Raw genomic sequence first — 13,690 nt, 5'->3', positions numbered from 1 at the left:
AGGACTTAATGTTTAGCGGCAAACGTCTGGACGATGGAGAAACCGATTTCATCAATAGCGTAGGTGATATTGTCTATTTTACTGGTGAAATAGTTGTATGAGATGATGGCCAGCGCACCGGTAGCGATACCAAGTGCGGTGTTGACCAGTGCTTCTGAAATACCGGTGGACAGGGCCACCGAGTCGGGTGCTCCGGCGTTGGCCAGGGCGGCGAACGAGCGGATCATGCCTAATACCGTCCCCAAGAGCCCGAATAGGGTTCCCAGCGTGGAGATCGTGGCGATGACCGGAAGGTTCTGCTCCATCGAAGGAAGTTCGAGGGCGGTGCTCTCTTCGATCTCTTTCTGGATGATCAATATCTTTTGTTCTTTGGTCTGTCCGGAAGAACTTTCCACGTCGCTGTAGCGCGACAGGGCCGCATTGACGACATTCGCGACGGAACCTTTTTGCTCGCTGCACAGTTTATGGGCGGCGTCGAGGTTGCCTTCCTCCAGATACTTCTTGATGGTCTGTACGAAGTGGACTAAATTTTTTCTCCCTTTGGAGCGGCTGATCGCGATCATGCGTTCGATACTCAGGGTGACGACGGTGAGGAACAGGGTGATCACCACCGGGACGATGTAACCGCCTTTATAAACCGTACCGAAGTAATTGCCGGGCAGCGGATGGTTGGCGGGATTGTTATCCATGAAGTTCGCCGGGTTGCCCAGGACGAATTGGTAAAAACATACGGCAATGATGAAACATGCCAGGATAACGATGGCTGCGGAAATGCCGTTGTATGCTTTTTTATTATTTGTTTTTTTAGTTTCCATACTCTTGAATTATTTGATACACACCCTTATGTCCCCTCTCCAAGAGGGGAGACGATTACTCTCAGCTACTAAAACCAACAGTATGGACTATCAAATAATAATTTTTCGTAAGACGTAGACCCAATGGCCCGCCCGTATACGAAGGGAAGAACATTTTAAAGAGTGAGTGACTGATACTATTTCCGATATCTTGTTGAGGGCATCTTGTCCCTTTTGCAAGGACTGTTCGAGCTGGCGGGAGACGGTTTTCAGGAACCGCTCGCCTATCTCCGTAGAATGTTGTACACGGTTGCTCAGACAGGGGGCTGCATTAGGGCATTGGTTCAGTTCGAAGTATTTTATCTTATGTTGCAAGGAGAGGGCTTTCTCGTTGGATGTAACGGCCGTTTGCTTTTTGTCCGCAGCGGATTCGCCTGTCGCGGCCATGATTGCCTGTCCGGTGATAAGCAGGAGAAGAAGTGATAATATGGATAATAACCTTTTCATCATGGCCGATTTAAAAACTCTATCGTATAAAAGAAACAATGCGGTTGGAAAAAGGTTGAGGGATTTTTAGAGAAAAGTGGGATAAAGATGCTGTTTCTCCCCCAGGCCTCTATTGTCAATTGCGTAAATGACATGATAAATAAATTCGATCTTGTTCTCCCAACAAAGCCCCGCCCTCTTTTGTTATATTTGTACGAAAGATAAAACTCAAATATTAGAAGTATGGAAATTGTAAAAGTAGTAGGACGAGAAATCCTTGATTCACGTGGTAACCCGACTGTTGAAGTAGATGTACATCTGGCTTCCGGCGCTTTTGGCCGTGCAGCCGTTCCTTCCGGCGCTTCTACCGGTGAAAACGAAGCGATCGAACTTCGCGATGGCGACAAGAAACGCTATGGCGGCAAAGGGGTTCTGAAAGCTGTCGATAATGTCAATAACGTAATTGCTCCCGCTATCCTGGGCATGAGTGCCTTGAACCAGCGTGAGATCGACCATAAACTGATTGCCCTGGACGGCACGAAGACTAAGTCCAACCTCGGCGCCAACGCCATGTTGGGGGTTTCCCTGGCTGTTGCCAAGGCGGCTGCCCACTATCTGGACCAGCCTCTTTACCGCTATATCGGCGGAACGAATGCGTATGTATTGCCTGTTCCGATGATGAATATTATCAATGGCGGTTCGCATTCCGATGCTCCGATCGCTTTCCAGGAATTTATGATCCGCCCGGTAGGGGCTTGCTGTTTCCGCGAAGGGTTGCGTATGGGAGCCGAGGTGTTCCATGCCTTGAAGAAGGTGTTGCACGATCGCGGCCTGAGCACGGCTGTCGGCGATGAAGGCGGTTTCGCTCCTGCTTTGGACGGAACGGAAGATGCCCTTAACTCCATCATGGCTGCCATCAATGCTGCCGGATACGAACCGGGCAAGGACGTGACGATCGCAATGGACTGCGCCGCCTCCGAATTCTATCACGATGGCATATACGATTATACGAAGTTCGAAGGCGACAAAGGTGCCAAGCGTAACGCCCAGCAGCAGGTGGAGTACCTCTCCGGCCTGGTTGCCAAATACCCGATCGACTCTATCGAGGACGGTATGGACGAAAACGACTGGGCAGGCTGGAAACTGCTGACTGCGGCGTTGGGAAGCAAATGCCAGTTGGTCGGTGACGACCTGTTCGTGACGAACGTTGAATTCCTGAAGAAGGGGATCGAAGAAGGTTGCGCCAACTCCATCCTGATCAAGGTGAACCAGATCGGTACCTTGTCCGAAACATTGGATGCGATCGAAATGGCGCACCGCAACGGCTACACCTCCGTCACTTCCCACCGCTCCGGCGAAACGGAAGATGCCACGATCGCCGACATCGCTGTGGCGACCAACAGCGGACAGATCAAGACCGGTTCGTTGAGCCGCTCCGACCGTATGGCCAAATACAACCAGTTGCTCCGCATCGAAGAGGAGTTGGGCGACTTGGCTGTTTATGGATATAAGACTTACAAGAAGTAAGAATCCCGTTAATGATTTGGATGTAAGTGAAAGGAGATTGTCCGCGGATGGGCAGTCTCCTTTTTTGTAATTCAGGCGCCTTTCCTGAAGATCACCTCGTTTTCGTTGTCGTTTTGCAGGATGAGGTTCATGTTGCTGTAATCGATTGTCCCTTCATACAGGACTTCATCGTTGACCAGCAGTACGATGTTGTCTTTTGCCGTACGGAACCAGTGCCCCCTGTAGTCGCTTACGAACTTGGCGGGTGATAATTGGTAGGTCGTGCATTGGAATGTGTAATCGTTGTCGAAGGTGATGGAGGTCTTTGTCCGGGCCTCTTTCTCGTTCGGATGATAAGCGGCGTAGACGGCATCGGTAATGATGTCTTTCGGATTGCAGGAAGTTGTCCGGTCGAATCCGACCAGCCCGGTGATCAGGAGCTGCATATCGGGGCCTTCCTCGTCCGCTTCTTTGGGAACCAGATAGCCCATTACGCCGCAATTGACGGCCTCCATCTCTTTCGGCTTCATCTCCTGGTATTTCTTTTCGACTTTGAGGTATTCGCCTTTCATGGCTACCGGAAGGACGGCCCCGCTGATGCAGTCTTTCAGTGTGGCGGCATCGGCATAATAGGTGAAGTCTCCGTTGAAGTAAAAGATGTTCGGGCCGGTCGGGATCGTATCTTTTGTAAAGGTTTCCGCTTGCGCCGCTTCGTTTGCCGTTTTATGGCCAGTGCAGGCCGCCAGTAACGGGAGGAGAAAAAGTAATCCGATTAATTTCCTTGTTTTCATATTCTCAGTTGTTTAAAATATGAAAGAATAACAAAGAGGCCTTGTACTATGTTTAAAAAAGGAGGGGTGTCAAACTATGAGACTTGATCCGTTAGTCCTTTTCTCCTATCATATTCGCTCCCGCTCTACTGTCCATCGGTTTATGGAACACATCCCGGTTTCTAATGCGTCCGAAGGAAAAGGATAGAAGATACGGGTTTTTCTGTTAAGTCACGGCCTGTCCTAATGTGAAGAAGTCCCGCTTTCCAGAATACTTACGATGGAGAAAAGCGTGAAACAAATGCCTCCCAACCCGGCTAATACGCGTGCCGGAACGAAATAGTATCCGTGGACGGAACCCATCTCGAACAGGAAAGCCGACAGGAATAAGCAAGTCAACGCCGTGAAGATGGGAATCAGCGGGATGCGGTTGGATAGTTTGAACTCATGTCGCCATATCTTCGACAGCAATATCACCTTGCTGGAAATGCTGTAACAAACCAAACCCAAGCCGATCATGATGTAGCCGGTCGAACCGAGCGCCATGTCGGCGGTTCCCAGTATCAGGATCAGTCCCCAAATGATGCAAAGACTTCCCATGACGAGGACCAGTACCGGCCATATCTTGCGTTCGGTCGGCGAGAAAATGTTTCGTATCTGCCGGGCAATGGTGGCAACCAGCGTGATCAGGCTGGTACAGATCGAGGCGAGTCCGATCATCACATGTCCGGCAACAAAATATTTAGGGTGTAAGCCGCCTTTGGACAATAGCACGAACGCCCATATCCAGGTTGTCAGCGAGAGGATGACGGCAATGGCGATCAGCATCAGCCCCTGTGCCCGGGTAAAGGCTTTCGGCGGAACGTCGTGGTCGCTTTTTCTGGCATTTTCGGTAATCATGGTGAAACGGGTGGAGGATGTGGCGGTCGTTGCGACACAAGCCGTGATAAACCCTACGCCGCATACCACATGCCCTGCAACGAATGAAGCCGAGTCCGGAGAAGCATGCAGGAGATGCACGCCGCCTATGACAGCCAGAACGGCCGAAAGGTAGCCGATTCCCGGAAGCACATATTTACTGACCTGCCCGAACGTCCCGATGATCTGCCGTATGATGGTGGCGGCCGTCGAGAACAGTGCGATGCATATCATACCCAGCGAGAAAACCACAGGCCCCGCCACATACCGGTTCGGATCTGTCCCGTAGGAGGTGACGAACCAGCCGTAACCAAAACAAAACAGGGCCATAAGCAAAGGAATTGCCCTGAACAGAACGCTAATGCCGTAATTCATAGGAACATCTTTTTTGAGTTTCCAGACAAACAACGCCTGTCAGGGGTTTGTTCCTGTTCTTTACATTTTATAAATACTTTTAGGTGTAGACGGAGATTCCGACGCGTATCCAACAAAAAAGCCGCCCGAAATGAATCGGACGGCTTTTTCGTATGGCAATAGAACCACAGAGATTACACTCTTCTTTCTTTGATTCTTGCTTTCTTACCGGTAAGAGCACGCAGGTAATACAATTTAGCGCGACGCACTTTACCATACTTGTTAACCGTGATGCTTTCGATAAACGGAGATTCGATCGGGAAAATACGTTCTACACCTACGTTTTCAGACATCTTACGCACTGTGAAGCGTTTTTTGTCACCATGACCTGAGATGCGGATTACGACACCTCTGTACTGCTGGACACGTTCTTTGTTACCTTCTTTGATACGGTAAGCAACTGTAATAGTGTCACCACTCTTGAATGCAGGAAATTCCTTCTTCGTAGCAAACGCTTCGTTTACAACTTTAATTAAATCCATTGTTTTTAAGCTTTTTAATTGTAATTTTTAATGAAACGCAATGTAACGGGCTACCTGTCCCGACAGAGATTACGTAAAGCGGATGCAAAGGAACGAAATAATTATTTGATACGCAAGCAGTAGCCGGAAATAAATTTTACTTCAGCAGCCATTTGTCGGCGAACCTGATGTAGTTCTCCCAGTCGAAATCCGTCACATCGTGCACGCCGGTACGGTTGTGGTAGGCGACACGGTTCATGATCGGTGTGTTGACCGCCGGCATCGTGGTCGTTTCCAATCCTTTCATCCCGTAGAGCTTGTAGACCTCTCCGGCGTATGCGGCCGAAAGAAATTCACCTTTCGGATCGGACCAGCGGTCTTCTTCAGCGCTTGCCACATAAAGGGGGCGGGGGGCGATGAGGGCCAAGAGTTCATGCTGGTCGATCGGCAGTTCGCCTTCTTTCTTGTTATACCGGCGGAAGTTCTGACAGAACCAGTGGGGGAAAGCGTGGTTGATCCGGTTGACCGTCTCGCCCACCTGCCGTCTGGACAGGGCTGCTCCGCCACATCCGGATTCGTTGGAGACGACGATTGCGAAACGCGGATCGGTCGCGCCTGCCCAGAGGGAGGTTTTGCCCAGGCGGGAATGTCCCATCAGGATGATTTTGGAGGCATCGACCTGCCAGTCTGTTTCGAGGTAATCCATCACCCGGCTGTAGCCCCATGCCCAAGCGGCGATCGCCTGTCCGTCGTCCGCCGGGATGTCTCCTTCCGACCGATAGCCGAAGAGGGCGAGGATGCTTTCCGCATACCTGTCCTTGCTGTCGGGGAAGAAGTCGAAGTAATGGACGGTGGCAAGCCCGTAGCCGGCGTCGATGATCTTTTCCACCGGCCAGCGCGATGCTTGGTTGCCGCGTGGGCGGTCGGAGTGTTGCGACGGGATGATGTCCGGGTCCGGAGAGATGGTCTGGTTCCCCTGGAAGTTGAAATGCAGGAATACAGGCGCTTTTGTTTTGACATGGTTCGGCAGGTACATCAGCAGCAGGGCTTTCCGTTCCACACCGTTATGACTGAATGTGATTTCGATCTGTTTGCGGGTGGCGCTGCCGTTGACGGCACTGTGGTTGTCGTCCAGCTTTTTGTAGGACACATCCACCTTGTCCGCCGGCATCTTCCCATATACCTGTTCGGTAAAGACGGACAACAGTTCCGGCCGTCTGGCCTGTTCCCATTGCTGCACGGTTGTCACTTCCCGGCCGTCGGCCGTCTTTAACAGGGCGGGCAGGGTGTAAGGCGGTATTTTGCTTTCGTCGTAATTCGCTTCATCGGCTTCCTGGGCATGCCCCGCCAACAGGCTGCCAACCCAAAGGCACAGGAGGAATAAGGTTTGTCTCATCACAATCAATTCTTAATTTTTTAATTCTTAATTTTTAATTCTTAATTCTCTCACATCTGCGAATAAGGCAACGGCGAGAGGAACAGGCTGGTGTTCCGGGTGGCCGTATAGGCATATTCCGGCAGGTTCTTGATCCGCTGCCAGTCCGGGTGTGTACGGAATTTGTCCCAGGCGGCATTGCGTGTCGCTTCGTCCTTGTACCAGGTGAGATACATCACCGCCGGCATGATCGGGCCGGCCAATACTTCCCCGTAGCAGACGGAGTTGATGCCGACTTTGTCGAAAACATCTATCTCGTCTTTGTTGAACATCGCGACTTTCCGTTGGTTGGCCTCTTCGTTGGGGCTGTGGTACGTCCTGAGTTCGAACATCGTCCGGTTCTTGTCCGGCATCAGAAGGGAAGGAACTTTGTCGAAAGCCTCGCACAGGAAACTTTCGAAATTGAAGTAAGCCGGGTGGGGAGCCGTCTTGTCGAAATAGGGCTGTGCCGCTTTCCTGAATGCCGTGTCGTCCCAGATCTCTCGCTTTACCTTATAATAAGTAGTGATATCAGGATAGACAAAGAGCAGCAGGCGGCGTTCTTTTTCCTCTTTCTTGTAGGGGGCGAAAGCGCCGGCTTTGATGTTCTTCCGGTTGTAGGCCGGGATCAGTGTATCGCGGAAAAAGTCGTCCAGGCCGTCCGCGTCTCCTTCCAGCGTGTAGATCCGCCATTCGTATAGCTGCTTTCCGGAGGAAGCGGCTTTTTCGGAGGTCGCAGCTATCCCCTTGATAGCCGGGAGCGTAGCCAACATACCTGTCAGCTTCATAAAGTGCCTTCTTTGCATGGTTCTATAGAATTTAGATTAAAAATTAGTTAGTAAACACCTCAAAGGTAGGAAATATCAGGGTAATTTCTGTACATTTGTTTTGATTTATGATTTATGAAGTATGATTTATTAGAAAGACATTGTGATCATTATTCGTAAGTCATAAATTATAAATCATAAATTTCAACTCTTTCGATGAAGAAAATATATATCTTTTTATTTAGTTGTGTTGCCGTTCTTTCCGCTGTCGCACAGACGACGCCGAACCTTTACCGGGCAGTGGACAAGGCGAAAATGAATCATTGGGTGGACTCCGTCTTCGACGCGATGAGCTACGACGAACGCGTCGGGCAACTCTTTATGGTCATCGCCAACCCGAAATCCGACACGCGCAATATGCAACGCCTCATGCGTTACGTCAATGAGATAAAGCTCGGCGGCATCCTTTTCCATAAAGGCGATCCGGTCACGCAGGCCGAGGTGACGAACCGCCTGCAAAAAGCCTCCCGCGTCCCGATGCTCGTGTCGCTGGACGGAGAATGGGGACTTTCCATGCGCCTCTCCGGTACGACCCGTTTCCCGAAGAACATGATGTTGGGGGCGATCGAGGATAACGACCTGATAACCGAATACGGCAAGGAAGTCGCCCGGCAGTGCAAGGAGATGGGAATCCACATCAATTTCGCACCCGATATGGATGTGAACAGCAATACCGACAACCCGGTGATCGGTCTGCGCTCCTTCGGCGAGAATCCGCAGGCGGTGGCCGACAAAGGGCTGGCGTATGCCCGCGGACTGGAAGGGCAGGGCATCCTGTCCGTCTCCAAGCATTTCCCCGGACATGGCGATACCGCCGAGGATTCCCATTACACGCTGCCTGCCGTCCATCAGGACCGGGCACGCCTGGACAGTGTGGAGCTGCTGCCTTTCAAGCGTTACATCTATGACGGCTATGCCGGCGTGATGACCGGACATCTTTATGTCCCGGCATTGGACAAGTCTCGCGATAAGCCGGTTTCCATGTCCCGTGCCGTCGTCACCGGCCTGCTGCAAAAAGAACTCGGGTTCCGGGGGCTCTGTTTTACCGATGCCTTGGCAATGAAAGGCGCGACTACCCGCAAGTCCGACAATCCTTCCGTAAAGGCGTTGCTGGCGGGCAATGATATCCTGTTGGCTCCGGCGGCCCCGATCAATGACTTCGCAGCCGTGAAAGAAGCCTTGGATGAAGGTATATTGGACAGGGAAGAGATAGAAGCGAAGATCATCAAGATCCTGCAATATAAATACATTGCCGGGCTGAACCACTATCGCCCGGTCGAGACGAAAGGTTTGTCCGAACGGCTGAACTCTCCCCATGCTGCATGGTTGGCTGCCAAGTTGAATGAAGAAGCGATCACCTTGTTGAAGAACGAAGGCGACATCATCCCGTTGAAGCAACTCGATAAGAAAAAGATCGCCGCCCTGTCTATCGGCGACGGGGTAGGAAACGAGTTCCAGAAGATGTTGGGGCGCTACGACTCGATCGCTTGTTTCAGCATCGGTCGCAATGCGACGGTCGCCCAGGTGCAGAGTGTCTATAAGAAATTGGAGAAATACGATGTGATCATTTGCGGCGTACACACGGTCCGCATTCCGGAAAGCCCGGCTCTGCGCCAGTTGGCAGCAAGGAAAGAACTGGTCTATGCCTTTTTCACCTTGCCCTATTTTTGTAAAGAATATAAACCTTCCATTCTGAAAGCCAAAGCGGTCGTAATGGCCTACGAGGGTACGCCGCTTGCTCAGGAATATGCGGCGCAAGCCATCTTCGGCGGCATTGCGGTCAAAGGAAAGCTGCCGGTTTCCATTCCCACTCTGTACACGGCGGGGACGGGCGTGTTTACCGAAAAGACACGTCTCGGTTATCATGAGCCGGAAGAAGTGGGCGTAAGCCCCGAACGTTTGGACGTGATCGCCTCTATCGTGGAAGACGGCCTGGAGCAGAAGGCTTTTCCCGGTTGCCAGGTGCTCGTTGCCAAAGATGGCATGATTATCTATGACAAATCATTCGGCTATTTCGACTATGACAAGAAACAGGCTGTTGACGAAAACTCCGTCTATGACCTGGCTTCTTCCTCCAAAGCGGCGGGGACCTTGCTGGCCGTTATGAAAGCCTATGATGACAAGAAGTTCACGCTGAACAATAAGATATCCGATTTCGTCCCCGAACTGAAGGACTCGGACAAAAAGAACCTGGTCATCAAAGACCTCCTCTACCATCAGTCCGGCCTGACGCCGACGATCAATTTCTACCTGAACGCGATCGACAGGGACAGCTACAAAGGCAGCCTGTACAGCAATGCAAAGAACCAGGCGCATCCGGTCCGTTTCGATGCCCGGACATATGTGCGTAACGACTTCTCTTTTCTCCCCGATCTGGTATCCGCCCGGAAGAAGCCGGGTTTTACGACAGAGATCGCCCGCAACATGTATCTGCACGACTCTTTTAAAGACACCATTATCCGGGAGATCAAAGACTCGCGCCTCGGTGTGCGCGGCAAGTACAAATACAGCTGCATCAATTTCATCCTGTTGAAGATGATGGTGGAAAAGCAGATGCGGCAACCGATGGACTGCCTGTTGCATGACACGTTCTTCAGCCGGCTCGGAGCCTGGCATACGACCTATAATCCTTTGCACATCCTCGATACGGCGCAGATCGTCCCGACCGAGTACGACGGTTTCATCCGCCGTCAACTGCTGCGCGGCTATGTGCACGATGAGGCGGCTGCTTTCCAGGGGGGCGTTTCGGGCAATGCCGGACTTTTCTCCAATGCGGGTGACCTGGCGAAAGTGCTGCAACTCTATCTGAACCAGGGAAGCTACGGCGGCGAAGAATATTTGTCCAAAGAGACCGGTCGCCTCTTCACCCAAAGCAAAAGCCCGACTTGTCGTCGCGGCTTGGGGTTCGACAAGCCGGTAGTTGGCGGGGGAAAAGCATCTCCTTGCGGTAGCCTGGCTCCCGCCTCCGTCTATGGGCATACCGGTTTTACCGGCACTTGCTTCTGGGTGGACCCGGATAACAACCTGCTGTATATCTTCCTGTCCAACCGGGTGAACCCGACACGGGCCAACAACAAGCTGAGTTCGCTGGAGATCCGTACACGTATCCAAGACGCAATCTATAAAGCAATCAACAATTCTTAATTCTTTAATTCTTAATTTTTTAATCATGTTATTCGGACACGGTGACGACCACTATAATTCGCAGAAAGAGGTAAAGATAAATTTCAGTTCAAATGTATGGCACGGGGCCGATCTCCGCACACTCAGGGAACACCTGGACAGGCGGTTTTATGAACTCACGCGCTATCCGGAACCGGATGCCTCTTCCCTGAAACGCTTGCTTGCCCGCTGCTATGAGGTGGAGGAGGAGAATATAGTGGTTACGAACGGCTCCATCACGGCTTTCTATCTGCTGGCACAAACATGGAAAGGGGCAAAGTCGGCTATTGCCATTCCCTCTTTTGCAGAGTATGAAGATGCTTGCCGCCTGTACGGGCATGAGGTCAGTTTCTTTCCGACCTCGTGCGACTTGTCCGGCCTTTCGCTGGAAGGGCAGGACTTCTGCTGGATCTGTAACCCGAACAATCCGGACGGCAAATTGATCCGCCGGGCGGAACTGTTAGCACTGATCGAGGCGAACCGACAGACGGTCTTTATCATCGACCAGGCATACGTCGCCTTCACGACGGAAGAGTTGTTGAAGCCCTCGGATGTCCGCCTTCATCCGAACCTGATCCTGATCCAATCGATCTCGAAAGCGCATAATATACCGGGACTCCGCATCGGCTACCTGATCGCTTCTCCGGAAAAGGCCGGGCAGATAAACCGGTACATCATTCCCTGGTCTGTCAACGCAATCGCTGTGGAGGCCGGCAAATACATCCTGACGCATCCGGAGCAATATATCCTGCCCGTACGTGAATGGAGGCGCGAGACTGCCTGCCTGATCGACCGGCTGAATGAGTTGGGCAACCTCGAAGCATTGCCGACATCCGTGACTTTCTTCTTAGCCCGCCTGAAAAAAGGAACGGCTGCTGAGTTGAAACAATATTTGTGGGATCGTCACGGCCTGCTGATCCGTGACGCCTCCAATTTCCGCGGCCTGGACGAACGTTATATCCGTATATCGGCCCAGGCGGCAGATGAGAACCGGGTGCTTGTCGAGGCAGTACGGGAATGGCTCTCCGTCTCGCCTTGATGTCGAAGGCAGTTTCACCTTGATGTCGTTTCGTGAGATGGCTTCTCGTTCATGAAGATGCCTGAGAACTTAGTAAGTTAGCAAGATTGGAAAAGTTATCAGGCAGGAGGGACGTTACCTTTGCGAAGTAAAATAGAAAAAGAACATGCAACAACGAACAACGACAAGAGAAGAATACCTGAAACGGGTGAACCTGGTGATCGAGTATATCAATAATCACTTGGGGGATGATATAGACCTGAACCGGCTGGCCGAAATGTCGCATTTGTCCCCGTACCATTTCCACCGGGTGATGAGTGCGTTTTTAGGAGAGCCCTTGGGGGCGTTCATTGTGCGGAAACGGATCGAGACTGCAGCTCACCTGCTTCGCTACACGGATATGTCCGTCGGGGATATCGCTTACCGCATCGGGTATGGTGCACCTTCTTCCCTATCGAAGGCTTTCAGGCAGTTCTATTCTATTTCACCTAACGAATATAGAAACAATAAAGAGTACACGATTATGAGACCAGAAAAGATATGGCCCGACTTGCAGTTGGAGGCCGAGATAAAAGAAATTCCCGTTCGCAATGTGATTTATATCCGCCTGACGGGCGATTACCGCCAGAATGATTATGGCGGAACCTGGATGAAGCTTTATGCTTTTGCCCGCGAGCATAACTTGCCGACAATCGATCCTTGTCCGCTTTGTATCTATCACGACGATCCGAAAGTGACATCCGAAGATAAGTTGCGTACGGATGTCTGCATGATCATCCCCGCTCCTGTTCTGCCGAAAGGAGAAGTCGGAGCCAAGCAGATTCCGGCCGGTCGTTATGCCACCTTTATTTATGAGGGATCATACGAATATCTGCAAGCCGTTTACGATACGATCTATGTAAAGAAATTGCCGGAGATGGGTTGTACGCTTCGTGACGAGCCGAGCTACGAACGCTATCTGAACGATCCGCGCAATACGAAGCCTGAAAATCTGCTGACGGAAATCTGTATTCCGGTACAGTAACAGGGCAACCGCACCAAAATTTGGCAGGAATATAAATGCTGATTCATGGGTGGGCAAACAGACAAGCCTGTGGTACGGCAAAAGCCTCGGCGGCTTTTCCGAAGGGAATGCCTATCGCTTTCGGAAAGGATGCAAGCTCTTTTAAAATAGGGTACATGCTATTTCCAAATAGGATATAGGCTATTCCCCAATAGGATATAGGCTATTCCCCAATAGGATATAGGCTGTTATTTATGAGACGGAAGCTATATTTGGGAGGAAAGGAACCAGAAAAAACAGCTGCCGGACGCCTTTATGGAAAAGTTTGTGGCAATTCCGGGATTTATCCTTCACCTTTTCACGGCATGCGTTGTTTGGAAAGGCCTATAGAGGTAAAGGCAAAGTCGTTTTTTGCCTTCACCTCTTACAAGCAACCTTCACCTGATTGTTCTTTATGCCGATATGCCAATAGAGAAAAAGAGGTGAAGGCGCAACAACCGGGTGAAGGCAAAACGAAACAGCGGCTTCACCCTGCCTCACGTTGATATACAGCGGATAGGGCAGAAAAGGTGAAGGCGGTGAAGCAGATCCCGTACAAACTTTACATCCATCTTTTGGCGAGATTTGGTGCGGTTGCCCTGGAACAGTAGTCCTTTGAGCCCGGTCTCAAACTATTTCGCTAATTCTGGAATGAATTTCTTATCGCTTTATTATAAAGGCTTTAGGAATATTACCTGATTTTGTGGTAACGAGTTGGCAACCGTGCTATTTGCTGCATTTTACTGTACGTTGTGTAGATAATAACTGAAAAGTACTCCACTAAAATAATTGAAAAGTATCCCACCCGTTGGATAGAACTTTAGGGCTATCGCATATAAAAGTCTGAGTTTTATCTACACTAATTAACATTATAAATT

General features: G+C 50.8%; 12 protein-coding genes. 5 read left to right on the top strand and 7 right to left on the bottom strand.

All coding sequences use genetic code 11. From position 1 onward, the window contains the following. Positions 1-5: 5 nt before the first annotated feature. Positions 6-815 (bottom strand): MotA/TolQ/ExbB proton channel family protein, encoded by an 810-nt coding sequence (locus ACW6QF_RS17625; RefSeq protein ID WP_298550462.1) that lies wholly within the window; start codon positions 813-815, stop codon positions 6-8. Between the two features lie 90 nt (positions 816-905). Further along, on the bottom strand, positions 906-1,301 hold the full coding sequence (locus ACW6QF_RS17620; RefSeq protein ID WP_298550464.1) for a hypothetical protein: 396 nt from the start codon (positions 1,299-1,301) through the stop codon (positions 906-908). 222 nt (positions 1,302-1,523) lie between these two features. On the opposite strand from ACW6QF_RS17620, the gene eno reads away from it, so the two are divergent. Beyond that, complete coding sequence (gene eno, locus ACW6QF_RS17615; RefSeq protein WP_456088755.1) at positions 1,524-2,807, top strand: phosphopyruvate hydratase; 1,284 nt, start codon at positions 1,524-1,526, stop codon at positions 2,805-2,807. A gap of 71 nt (positions 2,808-2,878) precedes the next feature. On the opposite strand, the gene ACW6QF_RS17610 is transcribed toward eno, so the two are convergent. The 5 genes from ACW6QF_RS17610 to ACW6QF_RS17590 form a co-directional block, all read right to left on the bottom strand. Beyond that, positions 2,879-3,577, bottom strand: a complete 699-nt coding sequence (locus tag ACW6QF_RS17610; RefSeq protein ID WP_456088754.1) for a hypothetical protein — start codon at positions 3,575-3,577, stop codon at positions 2,879-2,881. A 222-nt stretch (positions 3,578-3,799) separates the two neighbouring features. Further along, positions 3,800-4,849, bottom strand: a complete 1,050-nt coding sequence (locus tag ACW6QF_RS17605; RefSeq protein ID WP_456088753.1) for a DUF2776 domain-containing protein — start codon at positions 4,847-4,849, stop codon at positions 3,800-3,802. A gap of 173 nt (positions 4,850-5,022) precedes the next feature. After that, positions 5,023-5,370 (bottom strand): 50S ribosomal protein L19, encoded by a 348-nt coding sequence (rplS, locus tag ACW6QF_RS17600; RefSeq protein ID WP_298550472.1) that lies wholly within the window; start codon positions 5,368-5,370, stop codon positions 5,023-5,025. Between the two features lie 136 nt (positions 5,371-5,506). After that, entirely contained in the window at positions 5,507-6,745 is a 1,239-nt protein-coding gene (locus ACW6QF_RS17595) for a glucuronyl esterase domain-containing protein (protein ID WP_456088752.1), read from the bottom strand. 50 nt (positions 6,746-6,795) lie between these two features. Next, on the bottom strand, positions 6,796-7,551 hold the full coding sequence (locus tag ACW6QF_RS17590) for an NIPSNAP family protein (protein ID WP_456088751.1): 756 nt from the start codon (positions 7,549-7,551) through the stop codon (positions 6,796-6,798). A 195-nt stretch (positions 7,552-7,746) separates the two neighbouring features. Here ACW6QF_RS17590 and ACW6QF_RS17585 point away from each other — a divergent pair, with 195 nt between their 5' ends. The 4 genes from ACW6QF_RS17585 to ACW6QF_RS17570 all read left to right on the top strand — a co-directional run bounded on the left by ACW6QF_RS17585 (position 7,747) and on the right by ACW6QF_RS17570 (position 13,318). Further along, positions 7,747-10,734, top strand: a complete 2,988-nt coding sequence (locus ACW6QF_RS17585) for a glycoside hydrolase family 3 N-terminal domain-containing protein (protein WP_456088750.1) — start codon at positions 7,747-7,749, stop codon at positions 10,732-10,734. 25 nt (positions 10,735-10,759) lie between these two features. Then, entirely contained in the window at positions 10,760-11,791 is a 1,032-nt protein-coding gene (locus tag ACW6QF_RS17580) for an aminotransferase class I/II-fold pyridoxal phosphate-dependent enzyme (protein WP_456088749.1), read from the top strand. A gap of 145 nt (positions 11,792-11,936) precedes the next feature. Next, positions 11,937-12,794: an AraC family transcriptional regulator gene (locus ACW6QF_RS17575; protein WP_456088748.1), complete on the top strand. Its 858-nt coding sequence runs from the start codon at positions 11,937-11,939 to the stop codon at positions 12,792-12,794. Between the two features lie 233 nt (positions 12,795-13,027). Beyond that, positions 13,028-13,318 (top strand): hypothetical protein, encoded by a 291-nt coding sequence (locus tag ACW6QF_RS17570; protein ID WP_456088747.1) that lies wholly within the window; start codon positions 13,028-13,030, stop codon positions 13,316-13,318. The last annotated feature ends 372 nt before the right edge of the window (positions 13,319-13,690 follow it).

Source organism: Parabacteroides sp., assembly GCF_977054455.1.
This window is presented reverse-complemented; position numbering and strand designations above follow the sequence as displayed.